The organism is Leptolyngbya sp. 'hensonii' (genome assembly GCF_001939115.1).
In the GTDB taxonomy this organism is placed as follows: Bacteria; Cyanobacteriota; Cyanobacteriia.
Genome location: NZ_MQTZ01000002.1, coordinates 149,498 through 173,294 on the forward strand (window position 1 = coordinate 149,498; position 23,797 = coordinate 173,294).

21 protein-coding genes are annotated in these 23,797 nt (G+C 54.4%); 12 read left to right on the forward strand and 9 right to left on the reverse strand.

Going from position 1 to position 23,797, the window contains the following annotated elements:
* Positions 1-170 precede the first annotated feature (170 nt).
* Positions 171-3,035: a tetratricopeptide repeat protein gene (locus BST81_RS00825; protein ID WP_083636538.1), complete on the forward strand. Its 2,865-nt coding sequence runs from the start codon at positions 171-173 to the stop codon at positions 3,033-3,035.
* Between the two features lie 5 nt (positions 3,036-3,040).
* On the opposite strand, the gene BST81_RS00830 is transcribed toward BST81_RS00825, so the two are convergent.
* From BST81_RS00830 to BST81_RS00850, 5 genes are all read right to left on the reverse strand, one after another.
* Positions 3,041-4,327, reverse strand: coding sequence for an aspartate aminotransferase family protein (locus BST81_RS00830; RefSeq protein WP_075596641.1), 1,287 nt, complete (start codon positions 4,325-4,327; stop codon positions 3,041-3,043).
* A gap of 84 nt (positions 4,328-4,411) precedes the next feature.
* Positions 4,412-6,082 (reverse strand): DNA mismatch repair endonuclease MutL, encoded by a 1,671-nt coding sequence (gene mutL, locus BST81_RS00835; RefSeq protein WP_075596642.1) that lies wholly within the window; start codon positions 6,080-6,082, stop codon positions 4,412-4,414.
* A gap of 80 nt (positions 6,083-6,162) precedes the next feature.
* Positions 6,163-7,206: a glycine oxidase ThiO gene (gene thiO / locus BST81_RS00840; RefSeq protein ID WP_075596643.1), complete on the reverse strand. Its 1,044-nt coding sequence runs from the start codon at positions 7,204-7,206 to the stop codon at positions 6,163-6,165.
* Positions 7,207-7,383: 177 nt separating this feature from the next.
* Entirely contained in the window at positions 7,384-7,722 is a 339-nt protein-coding gene (locus BST81_RS00845) for a hypothetical protein (RefSeq protein ID WP_075596644.1), read from the reverse strand.
* Between the two features lie 141 nt (positions 7,723-7,863).
* On the reverse strand, positions 7,864-8,202 hold the full coding sequence (locus BST81_RS00850) for a 2Fe-2S iron-sulfur cluster-binding protein (protein ID WP_075596743.1): 339 nt from the start codon (positions 8,200-8,202) through the stop codon (positions 7,864-7,866).
* Positions 8,203-8,295: 93 nt separating this feature from the next.
* Between BST81_RS00850 and BST81_RS00855 the strand changes: the two genes are divergently transcribed.
* The 3 genes from BST81_RS00855 (at position 8,296) to BST81_RS00865 (ending at position 11,880) form a co-directional block, all read left to right on the forward strand.
* On the forward strand, positions 8,296-9,537 hold the full coding sequence (locus tag BST81_RS00855) for an inorganic phosphate transporter (protein ID WP_075596744.1): 1,242 nt from the start codon (positions 8,296-8,298) through the stop codon (positions 9,535-9,537).
* Between the two features lie 61 nt (positions 9,538-9,598).
* Positions 9,599-10,189: an SRPBCC family protein gene (locus BST81_RS00860; protein WP_216351165.1), complete on the forward strand. Its 591-nt coding sequence runs from the start codon at positions 9,599-9,601 to the stop codon at positions 10,187-10,189.
* Positions 10,190-10,200: 11 nt separating this feature from the next.
* Positions 10,201-11,880 (forward strand): DNA methyltransferase, encoded by a 1,680-nt coding sequence (locus BST81_RS00865; RefSeq protein ID WP_290439408.1) that lies wholly within the window; start codon positions 10,201-10,203, stop codon positions 11,878-11,880.
* A 10-nt stretch (positions 11,881-11,890) separates the two neighbouring features.
* Here BST81_RS00865 and BST81_RS00870 read toward each other — a convergent pair whose 3' ends face one another.
* Together BST81_RS00870 and BST81_RS00875 are read right to left on the reverse strand one after the other, a co-directional pair.
* Positions 11,891-12,673, reverse strand: a complete 783-nt coding sequence (locus tag BST81_RS00870; RefSeq protein WP_075596647.1) for a DUF4058 family protein — start codon at positions 12,671-12,673, stop codon at positions 11,891-11,893.
* 163 nt (positions 12,674-12,836) lie between these two features.
* A complete protein-coding gene (locus BST81_RS00875) occupies positions 12,837-13,163 on the reverse strand; it encodes an SH3 domain-containing protein (RefSeq protein ID WP_143780167.1) in 327 nt (108 codons plus the stop codon).
* A gap of 291 nt (positions 13,164-13,454) precedes the next feature.
* Between BST81_RS00875 and BST81_RS00880 the strand changes: the two genes are divergently transcribed.
* From BST81_RS00880 to BST81_RS00890, 3 genes are all read left to right on the forward strand, one after another.
* A complete protein-coding gene (locus BST81_RS00880; RefSeq protein WP_075596649.1) occupies positions 13,455-13,985 on the forward strand; it encodes a hypothetical protein in 531 nt (176 codons plus the stop codon).
* 5 nt (positions 13,986-13,990) lie between these two features.
* Positions 13,991-15,295, forward strand: a complete 1,305-nt coding sequence (locus tag BST81_RS00885; protein ID WP_075596650.1) for a serine/threonine-protein kinase — start codon at positions 13,991-13,993, stop codon at positions 15,293-15,295.
* A 132-nt stretch (positions 15,296-15,427) separates the two neighbouring features.
* A complete protein-coding gene (locus BST81_RS00890) occupies positions 15,428-16,075 on the forward strand; it encodes a class I SAM-dependent methyltransferase (protein WP_075596651.1) in 648 nt (215 codons plus the stop codon).
* Positions 16,076-16,095: 20 nt separating this feature from the next.
* Here BST81_RS00890 and BST81_RS00895 read toward each other — a convergent pair whose 3' ends face one another.
* The gene (locus tag BST81_RS00895; RefSeq protein WP_253188038.1) at positions 16,096-16,995 is read right to left on the reverse strand and encodes an inositol monophosphatase family protein; all 900 of its coding nucleotides are present in this window, start codon (positions 16,993-16,995) and stop codon (positions 16,096-16,098) included.
* Positions 16,996-17,007: 12 nt separating this feature from the next.
* Positions 17,008-17,889, reverse strand: coding sequence for a sugar kinase (locus BST81_RS00900; RefSeq protein WP_075596652.1), 882 nt, complete (start codon positions 17,887-17,889; stop codon positions 17,008-17,010).
* 74 nt (positions 17,890-17,963) lie between these two features.
* On the opposite strand from BST81_RS00900, the gene rsmI reads away from it, so the two are divergent.
* From rsmI to BST81_RS00925, 5 genes are all read left to right on the forward strand, one after another.
* Entirely contained in the window at positions 17,964-18,833 is an 870-nt protein-coding gene (rsmI, locus tag BST81_RS00905; protein ID WP_075596653.1) for a 16S rRNA (cytidine(1402)-2'-O)-methyltransferase, read from the forward strand.
* A 55-nt stretch (positions 18,834-18,888) separates the two neighbouring features.
* Positions 18,889-19,167, forward strand: a complete 279-nt coding sequence (locus BST81_RS00910; protein WP_075596654.1) for a LapA family protein — start codon at positions 18,889-18,891, stop codon at positions 19,165-19,167.
* 64 nt (positions 19,168-19,231) lie between these two features.
* A complete protein-coding gene (locus BST81_RS00915; RefSeq protein WP_075596655.1) occupies positions 19,232-21,487 on the forward strand; it encodes an ATP-binding protein in 2,256 nt (751 codons plus the stop codon).
* Positions 21,488-21,512: 25 nt separating this feature from the next.
* Positions 21,513-21,905, forward strand: coding sequence for a response regulator (locus BST81_RS00920; RefSeq protein ID WP_075596656.1), 393 nt, complete (start codon positions 21,513-21,515; stop codon positions 21,903-21,905).
* The gene (locus BST81_RS00925; protein ID WP_075596657.1) at positions 21,898-23,556 is read left to right on the forward strand and encodes a diguanylate cyclase; all 1,659 of its coding nucleotides are present in this window, start codon (positions 21,898-21,900) and stop codon (positions 23,554-23,556) included. The genes BST81_RS00920 and BST81_RS00925 overlap by 8 nt, the downstream gene beginning before the upstream one ends.
* Positions 23,557-23,797: the final 241 nt, after the last annotated feature.

Genomic DNA, 23,797 nt, shown 5'->3' on the forward strand with positions numbered 1-23,797 from the left:
GATACTCAAATGAAGTCTCGCTCCAGTGAACTGACCTACTAGTGTTGCAAAGAATAAATTTTGCAACATGGGGGTTTGGGGGCGCAGCCCCCAAGAGGGGGTGAAACCCCCTCGAAAACTTTTAATTTGGTCTACTAATAGTTGGATTAGTTTTTGGGGAGGATTGCACGATGCAGGTCCATCCACCTGGCTACAAGGTTCATACTCAGAAGGCTACCCTACGATCGAGTTCTCCCCCACGTAAGAACCGCATGGGGTCAATTTTGATTACTGTTGCTCTGCTGCTCTTGCCCTGGGGCACCCCTCTGCTGGTTTTCCCATCCTTGACCTTGGCTCAGTCTCCGAGTCAGGCAAACCCTAAGGCCGAAGCTCAGCGGTTGAACCAACTGGCATTGCAGCAGTACCGCCAGGGTCAGATCCAGAAGGCGCTCCAGACATTTCAGCAGGAATTGCAACTGCGACGGGATGTGGGTGATCGCTCCGGCGAAGGGACTGCCCTGAACAACATTGGCGAAGTACTGCTGACCCTGGGGCAGTTTCAAACAGCGCTGGAGTCTTATCGACAAGCTTTAGACATCGCCAGGGAACTGCGCGATCGGCCCAGGGAAAGAGTTTTTCTGGGAAATCTGGGCAAAGCCTACTATAGTCTGGGCCAATATCCCCAGGCTCTGGACTTTTATCAGCAGTCCCTGACGATCAGTCGGGAGGTGAACGATCGGGTTGGTGAAGGCATTCTCCTGAACAATATTGGGTTAACCTACAGCCGACTGAGCCAGCAATCCAAAGCCCTAGACTACTATCAGCAGGCCCTCAAAATCGCCAGGGAGAAAACCGATCAACAGACGGAAAGTACTATCCTAGGCAATATTGGACTGGCCTATGACAATCTTGGCGACTATCAAAACGCTCTGACGTACTATCAACAATCTTTCGATATCAGTCGGACCATTGGCGATCGGATTGGCCAGGGTTATAACCTTACCCGCACAGGCACAACCTTCGCCAAAATGGGCAACTATCCGAAGGCGCTGGAGTTTTTGCAACAGGCTCTGGATCTGCGGCAAGAGATTGGCGATCAGGCTGGAGTGGCTTATACCCTAAACAGTCTGGGATTGGTGTATGACAATCTGGGACAGTACGCCAAAGCGTTGCAGTACTACCAGCAGGCGAGGGTGATTCAACAGGAGATTGGCGATCGCTTTGGCGAAGGCATTACCCTCAGCAATATTGGAGCGATTTATCGTACTCAAGGAAATCGTTCTGCAGCCCTGAAGACATATCGGCAGGCCCTGGACATTGCCAGGGCGATTGGCAATCGCAGTGGCGAAGGGACAGCCCTCAGCAATATTGGAGATATTTACACGGGTCTGGAGGACTATTCCCTGGCTCTGCAACACAATCAGCAAGCGCTGGAGATAGCCAGACAGATTGGCAATCAGTCGCTGGAAAGCACAGCCCTGAATAATATTTCCTACATTTACATTAAAACAAAGCAATATGCCCAGGCACTGGAAGTGGCTCAGCAGTCTTTAAAGATTAAAGTCAAAATTGGCGATCAAACTGGAAAGGGCATCAGTTTGAACAATATTGGTTTTATCTACAACCAGTTAAATCAGTTCAAGCAGGCTGAGGAAACTCTTTTGCAGGCAATTCAAATCTGGGAATCTCTGCGACCGGGTCTGACGGACGAGAATAAAGTCTCCCTATTTGAATCTCAACCCAGAACCTACTGGATGCTTGGACGGAGTCTGATCGCCCAGAGTAAACCTGAACTTGCTCTAGAAGTGGTTGAGCGGAGTCGGGCTCGGGCTTTTGTGGAATTGCTGGCGACCCGATTGGCTCCCGGTCAGACGAATCCGGGAACGGTGGTTCCCCCGAAGATACAGCAAATTCAGCAGATTGCCACAGATCAAAAAGCAACCCTGGTGGAGTATTCCATTCCTAATGGAGATGAAACCCAGGATCGGGCCTTGTACATCTGGGTGGTACAGCCCAATGGCAAAATCACTTTTCGCCGTTCCAGCTTACAAGCTCTGGATGATCAGAAAATTTCCCTCGATCAACTGGTGATCCAGAAGCGGGAGGCTTTAGGGGTGAGAGGGTTAAGCTTTGTTGCCAGTCCAACCTTAGAGGGGCAGCCCAGTAGTGCCAGGCTGAAGGATCCTAATCTGCAGGAATTGTATCGACTGCTGATCGACCCCATTGCTGATGTGTTGCCCCAAGACCCGCAGGCAAGGGTGATTTTTGTTCCCCAGCGATCGCTCTTCTTCGTCCCCTTTGCGGCTCTGCAGGATGCCTCTGGCAAGTATTTAATTGAGCGGCATACGATTTCGATCGCCCCCTCGATCCAGGTGTTGCAGTTGACCCGACAGCAACGCCAGCGCCTGGGTAGCCGATCGGCTGGGGGGAATATTTTGGTGATGGGCAATCCCACGATGCCGAAACTGCAACTTCAGGAGGGGGAAGCCCCCCAACAGTTGCCCAATCTCCCCGGCGCAGAAAAGGAAGCCCGGGCGATCGCGGCCCTCTTCAAGACCAACGCCATTACAGGCGATCGGGCTACCAAAGCAGCCCTGTTGCCTCGATTGCAACAGGCCCGCATCATTCATCTGGCCACCCATGGGTTGCTGAATGACATCGGGGGTTTGGGGATGCCAGGGGCGATCGCCCTGGCTCCGACCTCGACGGACAGTGGATTTCTCACCGCTGCCGACCTCTTCAAGCTGAACCTGCAGGCGGAACTGGTGGTGCTGAGTGCCTGTGATACGGGACGGGGACAGGTAACGGAAGACGGCATCATTGGGCTGTCCCGGTCTCTGATTTCAGCAGGATCACCTAGCGTCATTGTCTCCCTCTGGAAAGTCCAGGACGAGGCAACTTCTCTGCTGATGACACAGTTCTACCAGAACCTGCTTCAGGGGCAGAACAAGGCTCAGGCTTTGCGTCAAGCCATGTTAACTCTGGCCACCCATAAAGACGCACCCTATCCACCCACGGCCTGGGCTGCTTTTGTTTTAATTGGGGAGGCAGAGTAAAGAATTCAGGCTGGGAGCGTTACAGTCGCCATCGCCTGCTCCAGGGCCTGGAGAGCTTCCGTGACTTCGTCTGCGGTCACAATCAGGGGAGGGACGAACCGGACCACCTTGGGACCAGCGGGCACCAGCAGCACCCCTTCCTGGATGGCAGCCTTCACCAGTTCCGCTGCGGTGAGATTGGCTGATTCTTGCAACACCAAACCATTGATTAGGCCCCAGCCCCGCACTTCGGCAACCAGGTCCGGATATTTCTGGGCGATCGCAGTCAGTCCGGCCCGGAGTTGCTCCCCTCGCTCCTGGGCATTCGCCAGCAGGTTCTCCTGTTCCAGGGTATGACAGACGCTCAGGGCCACCCCACAGGCAAAGGGATTGCCGCCGAAGGTGCTGGCATGGTCCCCCGGTTGGAAGACGCAGCAGAACTGTTTCGCCAACAGGGCTCCGATCGGAATCCCGCCCCCCAGCCCTTTTGCGCTGGTAAAGATATCGGGTTCGATGCCCAGGTTCTCGTAGCCCCAGAGTTTGCCAGTGCGGCCCATCCCCACCTGGACTTCATCCAGAATCAGCAGAATCCCCTTAGCGTCACAAATTTCCCGGATGCGCTGGAAGTAGGCCCGATCGCCCGGGCGCACCCCACCTTCACCCTGCAGAGCCTCCAGAAGAATGGCTGCCACCCGTCGTTCGTCTTTGTCCAGCTCGGCGATCGTCGCCTCCAGGGCGGCAATATCGTTGTAGGGAATGTAGTGGAATCCCGGTACCAGGGGACTGAAGTTCTGCTGGTATTTGGGCTGGCCGGTAGCGGTAATGGTGGCCAGGGTGCGGCCATGGAAACTGGCCTGGGCCGTCAGAATCACCGGGTCAGCAATCTTCAAAACCGTATGGGCATACTTGCGGGCTAGCTTGATCGCCCCCTCGTTAGCCTCCGCACCGGAGTTACAGAAGAAAGCCTGGTCGGCACAAGAATGCTCAATCAGCCAGCGGGCCAGTTCCCCCTGCTGGGGGGTGTAATACAGATTGGAGACGTGGTGCAGGGTGCTGATTTGCTGGGTAACGGCGTCAATCATGGCAGGATGGGCGTGACCCAGGGTGCAGGTGGCAATGCCAGCGACAAAGTCCAGATATTCCTTCCCCTCTGTGTCCCAGACGCGACACCCGGCTCCTCGCTCCAGGGCGATGGGAAAGCGCCCGTAGGTGGTCATGACGTGGCGATCGAACTCTTCCTGACTGAATGGATTGGCGGGTACAGGGGAAAGGGTGGTAAAGGCGGAGGTCTGAACGGTAGTCTCTAGGCTCACGGGCACTGTCCCAAACGCATGGTTTCTATCTTAAGGACAATCGGGTTAGACGTAGGGAAATTCTGTGGATAAATCCTGACAAATTTATATCCCATGGCTTTTGCCGATCACCCAATGGCGGCGGAAAAACCGGGAGAGGGCTGATTCTTCTAGGGTGAGGCAAATAGGCCGCCCATGGGGACAGGTGCGGGGATGGCGGGTTTGCTGCCACTGATCTAGCAGATGTTGCATTTCCGCCAGGGTCAGGGGGGTGCCATTGCGGATGGCGCTGCGGCAGGCGGTGGCGACCAGGGCCGTCTCCAGATCTCCTCCCTGACTGAGTTCTAGCAAAGCCTCGGCACAGTCCGATCGCTGGGCCAGCATTTCCGGAGCCATGCGCACAGCCCAGCACTGTTCCCCGAAAGCCTCGACTGTCAGTTGCAGTCGCTGTAACTGCGCCACCTGGGCTGGGGTGAGCCGCTGCAGGATGATGGGAGGTTCCAGGGCCACGAGTTGCCAGCGATCGCACAATTGCTCATACAGCACCCGTTCGTGGGCGATATGTTGCTCAATCAGCCAGAGACCCGCCGGATGCTCGGCCAGGATATACATTTGGTGCACCTGGGCTACAGCCTTCAGGGGATTGCCTGGGCTGGGGAGTTTTGACGAGGACTGAACGGTACGAGTCACCTCGTAGCCTCCCTCGGTTTCTGCGGTTTTCAACACCTGGCCCACCCGTTTGGAATAGAGAGACTCTGGTAGGGTGGTGGCGCTGAGGGCTTGGCCGATCGCACCCTGGACCTGCTCCTGCCACCATTCCAGGTGCTGAAGATAGACTTCTGCTTTCGCCGGATGCCGGTTCCAGTCAATCTCCTGAGCCGGGACCTGGAGATGGATGAAACAAATGGGATGACGATCGCGGGGCAATGTGCGCCGAAATGCGGTGAAGATGACTTGCTCCAGTTCTGGCACCCGGACACAGCGGCCATTCACTGCCACCCGCATTGCATCTGGACGATGGCGATGGCAACGATCGGGCAACCCAGCCAGAAGATATAGGGAGGAGCCATCGCTGGAATGGTGCAGGTTGACGGCCAATTCCTGCAGGTCTGTGGGGTGGATATCCTTCAGAATTTGAGGCAGAACCTGTTTGGCTGTCTGTCCCGGCCACAGGGTAAACCAGGTGCGATCGTTCTGCTCCACCTGCCAGGTGACATGGGGATGGCAGAGGGCGGCCCGCTGGACGACTTGCTGCACGGCCCGCATCTGTTGGGGGAAAGTGGGCAGACTCTGGCGACGGGTAGGCCAGATCTGGAATAGATGGGAGACGGTGACGATCGTACCGGGAGCAATCGGGACAGCCTCCACCTCAATCACTTCACCCTCGGCATTGTAAGTCACCTGTTGGCCGGTGCGATCGGCTGCGGTGGCCGATCGACTGCAGATTTCCAGATCCGCCAGTTGGGCCAGACTGTGCAGGGCCTCTCCCCGAAAACCCAGGCTGGTAATCTGCCAGAGATCTGCCCGATCGTGAATTTTGCTGGTGCTGTGGGGAGCAGCAGCCCGTTCCAGGTCTGCCAGGGTCATACCCTGGCCATTGTCTGCCACCCGGATCTGCCACTGCTCTGGCCAGAGGGCAATGTGAATCCGGGTCGCTTTAGCATCCAGGGCATTGTCGATCAACTCCCGCACCACCGCTGCTGGGGAGTCAATCACTTCTCCGGCAGCGATCAGGCTGACGACTTCAGCAGGGAGGGACTGGATGGGAGAGACCATGCGACCATCGTAATTCGGAACTGAGCCGGTGGAGATTCTACTCTCAATTCTGGTCGCCCTTCTGGGACAGCGGGCGGAGATCAACTAAAGCGATCGTAATGAAAATGAGGCAGCAGCGGATCGACCTGCTGATCCAGAACCAGGGCTGAGATCATCTGGGCAGTAACAGGGGCCAGCAGAATCCCATTGCGGTAGTGGCCAGTGGCCAGGGTCAGGTTCTCCCAAGCACTGGGACCGAGAATCGGATTCTCATCTGGGGTGGCGGGCCGGAAGCCCCACCAGAATTCCTGAATCGGGAAGTCTTGCAACAGTGGATACAGGCGAATTGCCCGCTGGAGCAGGGCCTGCATCCCAGCCGGGGTGTTATGGGGGGTGAAACCTACCTCCTCACTGGTGGCCCCGATAATAATTCGGCCATCCCGGCGCGGCACGATGTAGGTAGCCGGACCAAACAAAACTTTCTGCAGTGGCAATTCCCCATAGTCAACCGGAACCCGCAGAGACAGCATCTGTCCTTTCGTAGGAGACACCGGCACTGGTACCAGGTCCGCTGACCAGGCCCCTGTGGCCAGGATATAGTGTTCTGCCTGCATCTCTCCGGCAGAGGTGGTCAACCCTGTTACCCGGCCAGCTTGCTGTCGCAGGGTTTGAACGATTACGCCTTCCTGGAGATGGACTCCAATTTCCTGAGCGGCACTCTGGAGCGATCGCATGAGGGACTCGGTATCCACCTGTCCATCCTCTGGAAACCACCAGCCCCCAGCCACATCCGGCCCCAGACCATCCTGGTGGTGGTCGATCTGCGATCGATCCAATTCTCCTATTCCATCATCATAGACTGGGGCCAGGATGCCACAGGGCCAATAGCCGGTGTCCAGGCCGGTCAGGGTCTCCAGCTTACCGACCCACTCGGGATAGAGGGCACGACTCCGGAGGCAGAGATCCAGCATGGGGCCGGAGGGAATGGCCTCAGCCTGGGGAGCCAGCATTCCAGCCGCCGCATAGGCTGCAGCTTCTCGGACATTCCGGCTGATCAGGGTGACAATCATCCCCCGTAGCCGCAACTCAATGGCGATCGACAACCCCATGATGCCGCCGCCAATTACAATGATTTCTCCTGTCATTATTGTCTTAAGAATGAGAATTAAATAAAGTGGGGATTTAGGGAGCTTTTGCTGACGCAACGCTTTGCGAACGCCCCTGAACCCCAATTGTTCATGTTATTTAGTTCGTGATCCTTACCGTTCCTGGTTGAGCGGAACCTGTCCTGTTCTGGCGCGTTCAACTGCAAAATAAGGGTTTTACCAGAGCTGTTGCGTTCCCCCGTGATTGACTGTGGAGTAGGCTTTGTCTGCCGAAACGCCAGCCTGATCCGTTTCGAGCCCGGATGAAGAGGGGGGAATTTCTTCAGAATTAGCCTGCTCACTCCCCGATCGAGTGGGAGGACGGGATCCAGTCCCGCCAGCTTGTTGATTCGTAGTCTCCGTCATCGCTTTGACCGGTTTGCTGTTTGCCAGGGAACGCAGGCCGGGAAGAAAAGGAGAGGGGGGTGTGGCAGGTTGGCGGACGGATGGAGGAAAGCGGTAGCGCGTGGCTATGGCTGCCCCAATCATAATGGCTGCCGCAATCAGGGCACACATCGCTGCGATCAGCTGGCCACTGCTTCTTACAGCTGTTCGGGAATCGCTGATGCGATGTCTTATACCCTGGTGCTGGCTTCTACCTGTCACTCAGTTATCAGGTGTTGTGTACTCGAAAGGCTCAAATTTTATGTTCTCAGTCTAACCTTCTGGTGTCCAGACAGATTGATTTCCCTGACCCCAGAAGCCATCAAATTTGGTCACCCTGACATCCCCAAGGACCTGGGTCTGGCAGGCTAAACGGCGATTTTGGGCGGGAGAGTGGGGAGGTAGCGATCGACGGGTTTTGTCCCTCCAGTTGGGTGCTGAAACCTCTCCTTCTACCTGCACGGCACAGGTGCCGCAAGTGCCAAAGCCATGACAGTTAACGGTGCTGGCATTGCCATTATAGAGATCAACCCCATTCTGGAGAAGCACTTGGCGCAGATTTGCACCCTGTTCGCATTCAAAAGTTTTGCCCTGGGCTGTTACTTTAGGCATGGTTGATTTATATGAATCTGTTAATGTTTGGACTGCAGATCCCTGACAAGCAGGCATCTGTAGCTTCATCCTACACCTGTCGTGGACCAAATCATGGTGCTGATTCTCATCTGCTTGCTGGCCTTTTATGTAGCCTGGAATCTGGGGGCCAATGATGTGGCCAATGCTATGGGAACCTCGGTGGGATCTAGGGCTATTACCCTGCGACAGGCCCTGTTCATCGCTGGAATTCTGGAATTTAGCGGAGCAGTTCTATTTGGGCGTAATGTCTCGCGTACCCTGGCCACAGGCATTGTGAATCCAGCGTTATGGGCTGATTCTCCCCAACTTTTCCTGGTTGGGATGTTGGCGGTGCTGCTGGCCAGTGGCTTGTGGCTTAATCTGGCCACGGCTCTGGGCCTGCCGGTTTCTTCTTCCCATGGGGTGGTGGGGGCGATCGCCGGATTTGGCCTGGTGGCTGCTGGGGCACAGGCGATTGATTGGCGGCAGATGGGGTTAATTTCCATGTCCTGGGTGCTGACGCCCCTGCTCAGTGGGACGATCGCGGCGCTGTTTTACAGTCAGGTCCAGCGCTGGATTCTGGATCACCCTGACCCAATCCAGCAACTGTACGAGTGGATTCCCTGGCTGAGTGTACTGCTGTTCACAGTGTTTGGTCTGATTGTGCTGCTGCCATTGGTGCAACGTTGGGAGGGACATCCCCTGCCGGATCAGGATGTGGTGCTGGGGGGGGTGGGAATTGCGGCGATCGGGCTCACCCTCGCGAGCTGGCGGCGACTGAGTCGGGAAGCTGGGCGTGATTTGCAGGACCGATCAGCCCTGCTTGAAGGCCAATTGGCTCGGTTTCAGGTGCTGAGTGCCTGTTTTGTGGCCTTTGCCCATGGGTCCAATGATGTGGGGAATGCGATCGCGCCGCTGGCTGTGATCACGCAGATTCAGCAGACGGGTGAGGTGCCCCTGGGGGCTTTGCCGGTGCCGTTGTGGATTTTGATCCTGGGTGGGACTGGCATTGTGGCTGGGCTGGCGATCTGGGGAAAAAAAGTGATGCGGACGATCGGAGAGAAGATTACCGCTCTCCAGCCCAGCAGTGGCTTTTGTGCGGAACTGGCAACGGCCACAACAGTTTTACTGGCTTCTCGATTGGGTCTACCGGTGTCTACGTCCCATGCTCTGGTGGGAGCGGTGGTGGGGGTGGGCTGGGTTCGTAGTCGGGAAACCTTAAAGTTGACAACCCTGCGGGGCATTTTAGCAGCCTGGTTTTTGACAATTCCCATTGTTATGCTGCTGGGTGTCATCCTCTTTACTGGCATGAGATCTATCCCACAACTACAATGAATCGTGGCGACCTTAGAATTTCTTCATAATGCTGAACTCACTCTTTCGATCAAGTCTGATTTTGGCAACAGCTCTCATCACCACAACCTGGAGCATGCCTATCCATGCTGGACTGTTCGATGGGCCTGTTGATAGTTTGCCTGTCCTGGAGCGGGTAGCCCTGCGGGAGGGAAAAACGGTCGTGACGGGGGAGAATGGGAAATACATTGCTAGAACCCTGGTGAATGCCTCACCGGAAGTGGTCTGGGCCGTGCTGACAGACTATGAAAATTCAACCCAATATCTGCCCAATCTGGTTTCTTCCAAAGTGTTGGAAACGAATCAGCATGGCAAGGTGGTAGAACAAGTGAGTGAGCGGCAGATTTTTGTCGTCACCATTCGATCGCGAATTCGATTTGCTACAAAGGAGACGGATAAACAGCGGATTGACTTCCGTCTTGTGGAGGGTGACCTGGCCAAGATGCAGGGGTACTGGAAGTTGGAGCCAGTTGCTCCCTATCCTGGTGCGAAGCCCAATCAGGTGCTGATTACAACCCAGGTGGAAGCGGAACCGGCTGCTGGAACTCCGACTGACATTTTCTATGACATTTATAAAAGTGCACTGAAAGACACCATGAACGCCATTCGCCAAGAGGTTGGACGACGATCGTAGCCACTCCTCAGATCCAGACCGAAAAGCTCCGGGGTGTTTACTACACACCGATTCACGTTGTTGATGACATCGTGGAACAGACGGTCGGGCGGCTCTTGGTGGGTAAAACGCCCACGCAGCTCTGGGATACCCCCCTGCGAATTCTGGAACCGGCCTGTGGCACAGGGGTTTTCCTGGTGCGGGCCTATCAATATTTGCTGGATTGGTTTGGCGGGGATCTGCCCCCTACCGATCGGGTGCGGATCTTGCTGGATAGCCTGTATGGGGTGGATATCGACCCGATCGCGGTAGAAGCAACCCGCTGGGCGCTGGTGCGAATGGCAGGCAAAACCCAGAACTTTTCTGCAGCAGCGGCCCAGGCGATTTACGTTGAACTGGGTCAGAATTTGAAATCAGGGAATGCTGTAATTGGACCGGATTGCTCAGACCCCTGTCGAGACTGTCCCCTGGATTGGGAACGGGAATTCCCTGCCATCCTGCAGGCAGGTGGGTTTGATGCCGTGATTGGCAATCCCCCCTTCCTGGATGCGGAACTGATGGTGGAGCACTGGCCAGAGCAGCGCCGTTACTGCGCCAGTCACTACCGCACGGCCTCCGGTAACTGGGATTTGTTCTGTGTCTTCATTGAGAAGGCGATCGCCCTTTGTAAACCCGGTGGATTCACCAGTCTGGTCGTGCCGAACAAGTTGGGGTCAGCCCGCTATGCCGCGCCAGCGCGCCAGCTCCTGGCCCTGGACAATCAACTGCTGAGTATTCGGGATTACTCGATGGCGGGCATTTTTCCAGCGTCAGTGTACCCGATCGTGTATGTGACTCAAAAGCAACCACCCCAAGCCGGTGCCATGGTCCGGGTCGAACAGGTTCATCCTGGAAAACCCCCAATTGTGCGAGAGCTGGCCTGCGATCGCCATTTCAAGCAGCCCGAAAGACCCTGGCCCATCTTTGCCGGTGCTCTGCCCCTGACCCTGTTGGACCAGATTCAGACCCGCTTTCCAATGCTGGGAAGTATCGCTGAGGTCTGTGGGGCAGCCACCGTGGGGGAAGCCTACCAGTTGCAGCCCTTGTTGCAGGAGGCTGGCGCGGATGCAGCCGGGGCGTTGCCAGTCGTGAACAGTGGCACGATCGATCGCTACCACCTGCTCTGGGGCCAAAAACCATTCCGTTATCTGGGCCAGCGCTACCAGCGCCCTGTTCTGGAGCGCCATCGGCTGCAGGTGTTGTCTCCCAGACGGCAAGAACAGGTCCTGCAGCCCAAAATTATCGTGGCCGGGATGAGCAAAATTCTGGAATGTGGTGTGGACCTGGCCGGTCAGGTGTTGGCCGGAAAATCCACGACGATCGTCCGCTCCTCCCTCAACTTGCTGCACTTGCTAGGATTGCTCAACAGCCGCCTGCTGACCCTGATTTACCAGAGCCTGTTTGGGGGCGATCGGCTGCAGGGAGGCTACCTTCGGATTGGCCCACCCCAATTGCGAGCATTACCGATCTGGGTGCCTAATCTGGCGGACCCGATCGATCAGCAGCACCATGAGACCCTGATCAGGCTGGTGGAGCGGATGCTGGTGCTGCAGCAGGAGCCGGATGAGGCCATGCAACCGGAGATCGATCGGCTGGATCAGGCGATCGATCACTTGGTTTGCAGTCTGTATGGCTTAACCGAGGCTGAAACCGCTACCATCCTGGAACCATGAGCCGTCAGACTCATCGATAGCCCTGCTGCCGCAACAACCCCTCGATCCAATCCAGGGTGTCTTGAGGGAAGGAAGCCACGGGCGATCGTCCATAATCAATCGCCGTATCAAAGCCAGCCTGCTCATAGATCTGGCCCATCAATCTCTGTAAATTCAGCTCAGGTTCAGCCTCCTCTGGACCCAGGGGAACAGGAACCACTGGAATAGCCTCGGACAGGTTAAACGCATAGAGGTCTGCGATCGGGCGGCGATCGCTACGGCTGACCAAAATGTGATAGTCCTTTAGCCAGCTATCTCCCTTTTCTACAGTTGATCGACCCGCCTTCAGCAAATCAATTTCAACCAAATGGGTCATACTGACCAACATCTGCCGCCGCTTCCGCTCGTAGGCTTCCAACCCTTCACCGGGGCGCTTATTTTTGGGAGACAAAACTTCGATCGCAGTGACCACAACCCCAGTGACCACCTCTCGAATCTCCAGGTATCCTTCCCGCACTTCTTCTGGTATGGCCAACCTGATCTGAATCGGATGCGGCTGCACAGTTGCCACACCCTCTAACTGAGGAGAGGGGCCTGCCCCAGGTTTGCTTGAGACGCTGACATCCGGAACCCCCACCAGCAAGGTATCCTCGGCCCCACTTAAATAAACTCGCTTCTCAATCGCAACGCGATACTTCGGTCGCACCTGAGGAGCCAAGTCAATGGCGATCGCAGTAATCAGCCGATGATGCACTTCCGGCCACAGATCTGCCGATTCGAGATAGGGATCGACACCCGGAAAGGGAGAAGACATGGCGACACCTCAACAGCGATCGATCAACCCAATATTAGCGCCCCCTTTAACTCAGCTCAGGGAAAAGGCGGGCCAAATATCTGCGATCGCGCCAGTTGGAAAGAGGCTAGCGATCTCAAGCAGGACAGAACGTCGTTCTCAGCTTTTCCTGATCTGCATTAGGTCAAGATCCAAACCGGATCACCACCAAATCGCCTCGCACCCACCCGGAGAAGAAGCCATCAGGTTTTGCATCCCGAGATGGCACCGTCACCTGGAGCCAGCAGTAGCCATCCGTACCCATAATCTGTTTCTGGGGAAAAACCCGTCCACCAGCCGGAGCAGCATAGATAACGGCAGCGTTGACGGTTGGTTCTTTGCGGACATTCACAGGGGAGTTGTTGCGGTCAACGAACACAAACCGAGGCAAAAAATTGCTCTTGAAGATCTTGTCGTCCAGGCAACCTTTGTCTTTATTCTCGGAAATGGCCATGGCCGAGTCAGATGCCATAGCTCCCATAGAGAAGAGAGTGGCACTTAAAACCAGGAGGGAAAATGCTTTCAGGTATTTCATAGTAGGATGGCTAACCAGGTTCCGTCGTTGGCATCATAGGCTCCCTCCGATCGAGGACACCCCAAAGTTCAAGATATCTTCCAAAGCCCACCCCGGCCCTACGCGCCGGGGTGGGTTCAAGCAGTGATCTGCAGGCCCGATTGGGGTGGATCAGCATTGGCATGAGTTAAAACCAGGAAAAATAAGTTATGAGATTGATTGCATCAATAAGCCGTTCCATTCCCCCCTATGGATGACATTCTCGATACCGTACTGGGTCAATGTGACCTGAAGAAACTAGCGGCGATCGGTCAGGATCTCCTGCAACTCCATGCCAATTACCAGGCCCTCAAACTCCAGGCCGAACAAGCCAAAAGCGAAACCACCTGGATGGGACGGTTGAATCCCTTCTCTCAAAATGAAACGGTGAAGGAATTCCGCCAGGTTAATCAGGAGATGTCCCAGCTTGAACAGCAGTATGATGGCCTGATTGGGGCCATTAAGCGGGAAGTGACGCTGGGGGCGGAGGCGGTTTTTCCCCTGCAATTTAAGTGGCTCATGGATGAGCTGTGGGAGAACATTGATAAATTACGGGTCAGTGGCAAGGGCCATCTTGTGGGGAAAGAAGATGTGAAGAACGCCGCTTCCTCCCTGTCCCACCTGGTGAATCAGCATTTTGGCCACCGCTATGCTTCCTGCCCTTCCCAGGCAGAATTCCTGACGCTGGCTACCCGCAAGATTTGCCTGCTCAATCAGCTCCCCCTGCAGTTGTATCGGTAAACCTCATGTACCACCCCGGACAGATTCTGAAGGAACGCTACCAGCTTGAGCAACGCCTGGGACGCACCGGAGCCGGTCGGCAAACCTGGCGGGCGATCGACCAGCAGGCTGCTCAGGAACCCGTGATTCTCAAGCTGTTGGCCTTTGGGGACACGATGCAATGGCAGGACCTGGAGCTGTTTGAACGGGAAGCGGCTATTCTCAAAACGTTGGATCATCCTCGCATTCCCCGCTATCGGGACTATTTTTCAATCGATCGCACCGAAGCCAATTCCCTGCCCTGGTTTGCCCTGGTGCAGGACTATATTCCCGGTGGCAGCTTGCAGGAGCGCTTGGATCAGGGGATGCATTTCAGCCAAACCCAGGTGCGGGCGATCGCGGAGCAGTTGCTGGGAATTCTGCAATATCTGCATGAATTGAGTCCGCCGGTGCTACATCGAGATCTCAAGCCCAGTAATGTGATCCTGGGGGAGAATGACCAGATTTTTCTGGTAGATTTTGGCGCAGTCCAGAATAAATCGGCAGTCACGGGGGTTAGCTTTACCGTCGTCGGCACCAGCGGTTACACACCCCTGGAACAGTTTTATGGACGGGCCGTGCCAGCCTCTGATCTTTATGCCCTGGGTGCAACCCTGGTTCATCTCTTAACTGGAATTCCGCCCATTGAACTATTGACCCCTGAGGGCAAGCTGAACCTTGCCAATCGGGTGAATTTTGATGCTGCCTTGCTCAGTCCAGGCTGGTTGCAACAGTTAATGGACCCGACCCTGGAGCGGCGCTTCCAGAGTGCCCGTGCCGCCCTGGCCGCCCTGCAGCAACCCACGAAAGCGGTGTCGCAGCCCACACCAGTCTCTGGGAAAAAATCTGGTCCCTCCCATCTGGCCCAGCTCCAGCAACTGATTCAGACGGGTCAGGGCCTGGAACGATCGGCGATTTCTGAGTTGGATGATACACTGCGCCAGATTGACCTGGATTGGGATCGTGAACTGGAGCAAAAAGGCATCATCAACCGACGAGATGGGGTCTTCCGGCAGGGCCTGCCCTCCCTGGGGATGACTCTAGCTACCAGCGGCATGACCACCATCATTGCAGTTCCTACGGCTCTGGGGTTGTATCGGCTGAAGCAGGGCAAGATCCAGGGTGATGGTGTTTTCATGACTACGCTGGGGTTGTATGGATTGGCAGCTCTATCCGCTTTTCTGATTGGCTTTTCCCTCTGGAAGATCAAGCGCTATGTAGTCTACCAGAATCGCCATCAGAGGTATCAAGACCGTCGATCGGACGCCTTTTCTCGCTTCAACCGCCTGTAATTTTAGTCAGACAAGCTCATATTTAAATTCTCTCCTGGGAAGGGTAGCCCGGAGGGGCGAGGTGGGTTCAAAAACCATGTGAAAAATATTGCGAATTCGTTACAATTGGAGGCGTTATCTGCAAACTACCCTATGCTGCTGCGACCTGAAGAACGCACCAAACTGGATGGAACAGCCGATACCCTGTTCTATGACTTTCCCCGCTTTGTTACCCATGTGGATGAGGGGTTTATTCAGCAGCTCACCGATCTCTATGGGGAACGACTGCAACCCCAGACCCGCATCCTGGACTTGATGAGTAGCTGGGTGTCTCACTTGCCAGATGAGATGGAATTTGCCCATGTGGAAGGCCATGGAATGAATGAAGCAGAACTGGCCCGTAATCCGCGTCTGAATCACTTTTTTGTCCAGGACCTGAACCAGAATCCGGCGCTACCGCTGCCCGATCGGACCTTTGATGCAGTGCTGAATACAGTTTCGATTCAATACCTGCAGTATCCAGAAGCCATTTTTAGCGAGATACACCGGATTCTCAAACCGGGTGGGATTGCGATCGTCAGTTTCTCAAATCGAATGTTCTACCAGAAAGCGATTCAGATCTGGCGAGAGGGGACAGAATCCAGTCGCCTGCAGTTGGTGAAGCAGTATTTCCAGGGGGTACCAGGGTTTAGTGCACCAGAGATCGTCAGTCGTCAATCCCAGGTGCCTGCGTTTTTGCAGATGTTGGGGCGGGGTGGGGGTGACCCCTTTTACGCCCTGATCTCTCACCGAATCCTGTAGAAGCATGATTAATCGGGCTTCTACAGGATTCGGTGAGGTGGGGCATCCAGGTCAGCCAGGATCTGGGTAGCCCGGGTGCAGAGCGCAGCATGGCAGCGTCCGTTACTCGCCAGTAGTCCTCCCCACTGGTTGACATCTTCCCGGTTGTATTGCAAGGGTTTGCCATCAAAGTAGGTGAACTGGCCCCCGGCCTCGGTCAGAATCAGTTCCGGTGCGGCCATATCCCAGTCTTTCGGAGCGGATTTGCCGGAAAGAGAAATATAGACATCGGCCCGCTGTTCTACGATCGCGGCAATCTTGCAACCCACACTGCCGATAAACTGCTTGTCTCGAAAAGGGAGACGGGACAGGAGCGCATCAAAGCGGGCATCGCGATGGGTGCGGCTGACAATGACAGCAAACTCTTCACAACGATCGTGGGCTGATACTTTCAGAGGTAAGTTCCGGTATCCACCCTTGCCATTGGAGACTTCGACAAAGGCACCACCACCAACCTTCGCATACAGCAACTTTCCAGCCACAGGCCAGACAACCACGGCCACAACGGGCCTTCCCTGATAAGCCAGTGCGATATGAATTGCAAATTCACCTGTGCGCTGAATGAAGTCACTGGTGCCATCCAGGGGATCGATAATCCAAACCCAGGCATGGTTTAACCGATCGTTGGGGGCTTGCTCTTTGAAGGTCTCCTCGCTCAAATAACCAAAGGGTTGGTTTCTCAGAGCCTGTTGCAGGCCTTCCAGAATATAGTGATTAACGGCCAGATCTGCTGCCGTAACCGGCCCCTCTGCCTGGTGGTGAATTTCCAGAGGTACGGTGGCTGTACCTGCCTGGTAGTAGGACATCAAGACATCTGCTGCTCCCCATCCAATCCCACGGGCCAGGGTCAGCATTTCATCCAGAGAAGGGGAATCGTTCACGGTGATCAGAAATTAGGGGATTAGAGTTGACGGTTCCAACGTAGCCATCCATTGGCGAGTGCCGAAATAGCAGCAAGAATGGGATGCGATCGTTGCAGCCTGAGTCAGCGCAGGCGCAAATTCCATCCTCAGAATGGCATGGCAGAAGGCTCCATGCAACACATCCCCGGCTCCCAGGGTGTCCACCGTGGTAATAGCAGGAACTGGGATCTCTCCGGTTTGATCATTGGTTTGATAGACAATCGTTGCCCCTCCTCGACTGACAGCCCTGTAGGGAATGCCCAGGGAGGACAGGTAGGTAAGGACCTCAATCACTGTCTGACAGTTTGGCGGGTGAAAGTCTGCTGAGCAAAGGGCATAGTCCACGAGGGGAAGTAGGCGATCGAACCCTGATTTCCAGCTCCCTCCATCCAAAACGACCGGGATGCGGCGGGCTTTAGCCTCCGTAGCGATCGTGATTCCGACTTCCATTTGATGACCGTCGATCAGGATCACATCGATATGGTCCAGAATATTGGCTGGAATCTGATCGGAAGCGATCTGGTTTTTGACAGCATTGATCGAAACAACGGCCCGATCGCCCGTGCTTTCAGTTACCAGAATGGAGGACACCGGTGGGGGGTCAGGGTGGGTTGGCGTCAGATCCCTGATCGTCACCCCGAACCTAGCCAGATCAGCTCGCACCAGATTGCTGATGGGATGGAGCCCGATCGGGCTCAGCAGCATTGCCCGATCGCCCAGATAGTTGAACGTCACTGCTGCATTGGTCGCCGGTCCACCGGCAGAAACCGTGTAGTCTGTCGCCACAATTTTCTGATTTGCTCGAGGGAGTCCACCTGTGAGATAAACCAGATCGAGCGTGGTCATACCGACAAAAAGTCCTTGTTTGATCATGGGTCATGGGTGACTGGGAGACTCAGAGGATAATAAAAGCTGGAACAAGATTTTTGAAGATCTACCCATGACCCATGACAGATCCCATAGCTGGAACACTTTATATTGTCGGGACTCCGATCGGTAATCTGGAAGACATGACTTTTCGGGCCGTGCGAATTTTACAGACTGTGGATGTGATTGCCGCAGAGGATACTCGCCATACGGGTAAATTGCTGCAGCATTTTCAAGTGGCTACGCCCCAGATTAGCTATCACGACCACAACCGTCGATCTCGCCTGCCCGATCTGCTGGAGCGGTTGCAGCGAGGGCAGACGATCGCTCTGGTGACAGATGCGGGCATGCCTGGAATTTCCGATCCTGGTTATGAGTTGGTGCGAGCCTGTGCGGATGCCAATATTCGGGTGGTGCCCATCCCTGGTCCCAGTGCGGTGATTACAGCCCTCAGTGCTTCTGGCTTGTCCATGGAGCGATTTGCCTTCGAAGGATTTCTCCCGGCTAAAAGCCAGCCCCGGCGAGACTACCTGGAAACCCTCAAGGCTGAAGTGCGTACCCTGGTTTTTTATGAGTCTCCCCATCGTCTCCGGCAGACCCTGGCAGACCTCGCCACTGCCTTTGGAGCCGATCGGGAGATTACCCTAGCCCGAGAATTGACCAAACTCCATGAAGAATTCCAGCGCACTACCCTGGGGGCTGCGATCGACCACTACATCCGGCAAGAGCCCCAGGGGGAGTACACTCTAGTCGTTGCCGGAGCCACATTAGCGCCACCTGTTCTGTCAGAGACTGCCCTCAGAGCAGAATTACAGAGCCTGCTTCATCAGGGACTATCTCGATCGGATGCCAGTCGCCAGCTAGCCCAGCAGACCTCCCTATCCCGTCGCCAGATCTACCAGCTAGCCCTGAGCTTACCTGATGGTAGTGAGAGGGATGATAGGGGATGATAGGTAAAGACGCGATAAATCGCGCCTTTATCTATCATGTCTCTCTTTTATCTATATGCTGAACTTGCTCCTCTCCTCCCTCCTGTCGTTCTGGATCGCCACGATCGCTATCCTTTCTGTCCAGAACGCTACCCCTGTTACCCTGCGGTTCTTTTCCCTGCAATCGGTTCAGTTGCCAGCGGGGCTTGTGCTGGCTTTCAGTACGGGGATTGGGGCGATTTCAATGGCTGCCCTACAAGTTATTTGGGAAGTGACCCAATCAAGTCCAGACGAATTGTTAGATGACGAGGATTTGGGGAATGATGAGGAGAAGGATTCTGCAGAAGATTGGTGAATTAGGGTTGATAGAAGCGGATCTGGAGCAGTTCAGGGGTTGCAGTGAGAACGCAGTGAGAACAATGACAGACGACTCTCTCGAATCTTTTGATCGGGTGGCAGCGCAATACTATGACCTGTTTGAGCATCTGGTTGAGGGCATTTTTCGGACTACACCAGCAGGTCAGTATCTCCATGCTAATGCTGCCTTGGCAAAGCTTTATGGTTATGTATCTCCCGATGCCCTAGTCAGCGCGCTGACGGACATTGAACACCAGCTTTATGTCGATCCCGATCGTCGTCGGGAATTCATGGCGCTCCTGGAAGACAGTGAGATGATTGCTGACTTTGAATCCTGTGTCTATTGCCAGGATGGACAAACAATCTGGATTTCAGAAAACGCTAGGGGGGTTCGGGATGAGACAGGGAGGATTATTTATTATGAAGGGACTGTCAAAAATATTACCAAGCGCAAGCTAGCTGAGCAGGCTCTGGGTGAGAGTGAAGCAAAATATCGGATTCTCTTCAATGCCATTCCTGACTTGATGTTGCGCCTGCACCGGGATGGCACCTACCTGGACTTCAAACCCCCCACAAATTTCCAGACTTACTTTAAATCCCCGGACCAATGTATCGGGAAAAACGTACGAGATTTACTCCCACCGGCTAACGCTCAGCTATACTTGCAGGCTGTTGAGGAAGTTATCCAAACGGGCAAAATGAAGGTTTTTGAGTTTCAGTTACCGATCGAGGGGCAATCCCGCGACTACGAAGCCCGATTTGTAGCCAGTGGTGTCGATGAGGCTCTGGGTATTATTCGCAACATTACTGAACGGAAACGGGTAGAGCGGCTGAAAAATGAATTTGTCTCTGTGGTCAGTCATGAACTGCGAACTCCCCTGACCTCGATTCGAGGATCACTGGGGCTGATTATTGGTGGGATCGCAGGTGAAATTTCGGCCCAGGCCCGGGAACTGATCGACATTGCTCATAAAAATAGTGAACGGCTGGTGCTTCTGATCAATGACATTCTGGACGTGGAGAAGATCGAGTCTGGCAAAATGCACTTTGAGATGAAGCCCCTGGCGCTGGTGCCCCTGGTGGAACAGGCGATCGTGGCGAACCAGGCTTATGGAGAACAGTTCAAGGTCCAGTTTGTCCTGGAACATGATCTGACCGAGGTCAAAATCAATGGAGACAGTAACCGGTTGATGCAGGTGATGGCTAACCTGCTGTCTAATGCGGCTAAGTTCTCCCCACCCGGTAGTACGGTGGAGGTGACGGTGCGGCGGAAAAATCTGGAAACGGTGCGGGTAACGGTGCGAGATCATGGCCCTGGTATTCCAGAAGAGTTTCGTTATCGGATTTTCCAGAAGTTTGCTCAGGCTGACACCTCAACGACAAGGCAGAAGGGAGGGACAGGGCTGGGGCTGAGTATTAGTAAGGCGATCGTGGAACGTCTGGGCGGTACGATCGGGTTTGAAACGGAGATGGGGGTAGGAACAGCCTTCTATTTTGAGTTGCCGATGGTGACCCAGGCTCCAGCGATGAAACTCTCAGCACCGGGGAACCAGCCACCGATTCTGATCTGTGAGGATAATCAGGATGTAGCGACTCTGCTCAGCTTGATTCTGCAGCATTCCGGGTATCAGACTGACATTGCCTATGATGCAGCTACAGCCAAGCGATTGCTGGCTGAAAAGCAATATGTTGCAGCCACAGTGGATTTGATTTTGCCTGACCAGGATGGGCTTTCCCTGATTCGAGAATTGCGGAAGCAGGAGAGTACCCGCTTCCTGCCGATCGTGGTTGTCTCAGCGATCGCAGATCAGGAGCGAGAGGAATTGTCGGGCAGCACCTATGCAGTTATAGACTGTCTGGATAAACCGATCGATCAGGAGCGCTTACTGGCTGCTGTGCAACAGGCCCTCTGCCAGAAAACAGGAACCCGAGCTAAAATCCTTCATGTCGAGGATGATCCCGATATTCTTCAGGTTGTGTCTAGAATGCTCCAAGCCGTTGCAGATACCATTCCAGCACTCTGCCTGCGAGAAGCGATTCAGCATCTCTCCAGAGAAACTTTTGATCTGGTGATTTTGGATTTAAATCTGCCCGATGGATTTGGCTTAGAAGTACTCCCCTACTTGAGTAGTCATACAGGTGTAGCCATTCCAGTGGTTGTGTTTTCAGCCCAGGAGATGGAATTGGAGGCCGCCCGTAAAGTTACCGCATCATTGGTCAAATCCCGTACCTCAAACCAGGAATTGCTGGATACAATCAAGGCTTTGATTCACCGGTCTATCCCTGAAGCTGCGATCGAGTCTGAATTCAGTTTGTAGTGCAACCTCAGAACCTTTTTTCCCTATGCCAATACCAACTTTATCCCGCATTCTTTACGTTGAAGACGAGCCCGATATCCAGGCCGTTGCCCGCCTGGCTCTGGCGGCTGTTGGTGGCTTTACCGTTGAAGTCTGTAGTTCGGGAAAAGAAGCTCTGGATGTTGCTCCTGTCTTTGCGCCCGATCTGATCTTGCTGGATGTCATGATGCCGGATCTGGATGGTCCCAGCACCTTCAAGGCGTTGCGTGAAGTTCCTCAACTGGTCAACACGCCGGTAATTTTTATGACTGCCAAGGTGCAAACCCATGAAGTGAGTCAGTATAAGGATCTAGGAGCCCTTGATGTTATTTCTAAGCCCTTTGATCCGATGACCCTCTCTGCCACTATCAATAGCATCTGGGCGGATTATTATGGCTAACGTTCCTGACAACATTCAGGAGCAGTTGATTCTTCTGCGCCAGGCTTACACCAGTCAGTTGCTGGGCAAAGTTGGGCAAATTGAGCAGATCTGGGCTCAGCGGCATGACCAATGGGACGATCGCATCCTGGCCACGTTTCACCGCATGACCCATAGTCTGGCCGGTTCTGGGGCCACGTTTGGGTTTTCGGTTTTGAGCGATCGAGCTTACACACTGGAGCGGTTTCTCCGTTCTATGAGAGATAACGGGCATACCCTGACGACGGAAGAAGAGGACCAGATCAGTACCCTGCTGGTGTTGCTGCAGCAGGCGACCACTCAGCCTGACCTGGAGATGGCCATGAGCCAGCTCGATCACCACATTCTGGCTAGTGCCAGTTCACAGCCCCAGAAGGAAAACCGTCTGATTTATCTGGTCAAGGATGATTTACACCTGGCTAAAGACCTGATCCAGCAAATCAGCTATTTTGGGTACACCGTGCATGGCTTTGAGACCCTTGCAGAATTGCGGAACGCTATCCATCAGGCTGTGCCTGCGGCCATTATCATTGACATTGTGGCCTCGGAAGGGGCTTTTGCTGGAACCGATGTAATCACATCCATCCAGCAAGACCAACCGGCTTCTATTCCCATCATATTTATTTCAGTTCGTAGCGATCTGATTGCCCGCTTGCAGGCTGTCCAGGCAGGGGGGCATGCGTATTTCACCAAGCCAGTAGAGATCAGTGCCCTGATCGATCGCCTGGATCAACTGACGGTTTATCCTACCCACGATCCCTACCGGATCATGATCATTGAGGATGAGGCCACCCTGGCTGATTATTATGCCTTTACCCTGCAACAGGCAGAGATGGTTACCGTGGTGGTGACGGATCCCTTACTCGTGATGCAACCCCTGATCGAATTTCGGCCTGATCTGATCCTGATGGATGTCTATATGCCCCGTTGCTCTGGCCTGGATCTGGCAACGGTAATTCGACAGTGGGAAGCCTATGTCAGTATTCCCATCGTGTTTCTCTCGACTGAGACTAACCGAGATAAGCAGCTCAATGCCATGAGCCTGGGTGGGGATGATTTTTTGATGAAGCCAATTCATCCTGACCATTTGATCAAGTCGGTTGAAAGTCGGGCTCGCCGATCGCGGATTTTGCGGTCTTTCATGGTGAAAGATAGCTTGACGGGCTTGCTGAACCACACAAAAACCAAGGAACAACTCTCGATCGAGCTCCTGCGATCGCAACGCCAGAGAACAAATCTGGTGTTTGCCATGATTGATATTGATCGATTTAAGTCAATCAATGACACCTACGGGCATCAGGTGGGTGATCGGGTGATTAAGAGCCTGGCCCGGATGCTATCTCAGCGTCTGCGCAAAACGGACTGTATTGGTCGCTATGGGGGTGAGGAGTTTGCTGTTATCCTGCCAGCTACCGATGGTCCCACAGCAGTCCGGGTGCTAGATGAACTCCGGGCAGGCTTTGCCCAGATTCGCCATCAGGCCAGCAATCAGGAGTTTTCGGTCACCTTCAGTTGTGGTCTGGCGGCCTATCCCAGCCATAGTGATGTGACCAGTCTCAGTGATGCTGCTGATCGGGCCCTCTATGCAGCCAAGTCTCTAGGGCGCAATCAGGTTGTGCTGGCAGGCTCCTGACCTTTTCCTTGAGCTGAAAGAAGATGGGAAATTTGTACTTCCGTATGGCCAGAATCCTCCTCTAGACAGAGGTACTCCGTGAGGCTCACCGATTATTCTTCAAATAGTGATAGCAAGTGAAAAAGGCAACCTGCCTGGAAAGGTCAATGTGTGAGAATTCATGCGGAAACCTTTCCAGGTTTTTTATTGTGTTGGAATATTTATAAAATCTTTCTTTGACATTGCTTCAATTCTTTTACTG

Bases quoted from the DNA above. Each gene is read 5' to 3' on its own strand.
- BST81_RS00890 (WP_075596651.1), top strand. From the start codon at position 15,428: ATGCTGCTGCGACCTGAAGAACGCACCAAACTGGATGGAACAGCCGAT.
- BST81_RS00910 (WP_075596654.1), top strand. From the start codon at position 18,889: ATGCTGAACTTGCTCCTCTCCTCCCTCCTGTCGTTCTGGATCGCCACG.
- BST81_RS00915 (WP_075596655.1), top strand. From the start codon at position 19,232: ATGACAGACGACTCTCTCGAATCTTTTGATCGGGTGGCAGCGCAATAC.
- BST81_RS00850 (WP_075596743.1), bottom strand. From the start codon at position 8,202: ATGCCTAAAGTAACAGCCCAGGGCAAAACTTTTGAATGCGAACAGGGT.
- thiO (WP_075596643.1), bottom strand. From the start codon at position 7,206: ATGACAGGAGAAATCATTGTAATTGGCGGCGGCATCATGGGGTTGTCG.
- BST81_RS00880 (WP_075596649.1), top strand. From the start codon at position 13,455: ATGGATGACATTCTCGATACCGTACTGGGTCAATGTGACCTGAAGAAA.
- mutL (WP_075596642.1), bottom strand. From the start codon at position 6,082: ATGGTCTCTCCCATCCAGTCCCTCCCTGCTGAAGTCGTCAGCCTGATC.
- BST81_RS00845 (WP_075596644.1), bottom strand. From the start codon at position 7,722: ATGTGTGCCCTGATTGCGGCAGCCATTATGATTGGGGCAGCCATAGCC.
- BST81_RS00900 (WP_075596652.1), bottom strand. From the start codon at position 17,889: ATGATCAAACAAGGACTTTTTGTCGGTATGACCACGCTCGATCTGGTT.
- BST81_RS00875 (WP_143780167.1), bottom strand. From the start codon at position 13,163: ATGGCATCTGACTCGGCCATGGCCATTTCCGAGAATAAAGACAAAGGT.
- BST81_RS00920 (WP_075596656.1), top strand. From the start codon at position 21,513: ATGCCAATACCAACTTTATCCCGCATTCTTTACGTTGAAGACGAGCCC.
- BST81_RS00870 (WP_075596647.1), bottom strand. From the start codon at position 12,673: ATGTCTTCTCCCTTTCCGGGTGTCGATCCCTATCTCGAATCGGCAGAT.
- BST81_RS00855 (WP_075596744.1), top strand. From the start codon at position 8,296: ATGGTGCTGATTCTCATCTGCTTGCTGGCCTTTTATGTAGCCTGGAAT.
- BST81_RS00925 (WP_075596657.1), top strand. From the start codon at position 21,898: ATGGCTAACGTTCCTGACAACATTCAGGAGCAGTTGATTCTTCTGCGC.
- BST81_RS00825 (WP_083636538.1), top strand. From the start codon at position 171: ATGCAGGTCCATCCACCTGGCTACAAGGTTCATACTCAGAAGGCTACC.
- BST81_RS00885 (WP_075596650.1), top strand. From the start codon at position 13,991: ATGTACCACCCCGGACAGATTCTGAAGGAACGCTACCAGCTTGAGCAA.
- rsmI (WP_075596653.1), top strand. From the start codon at position 17,964: ATGACAGATCCCATAGCTGGAACACTTTATATTGTCGGGACTCCGATC.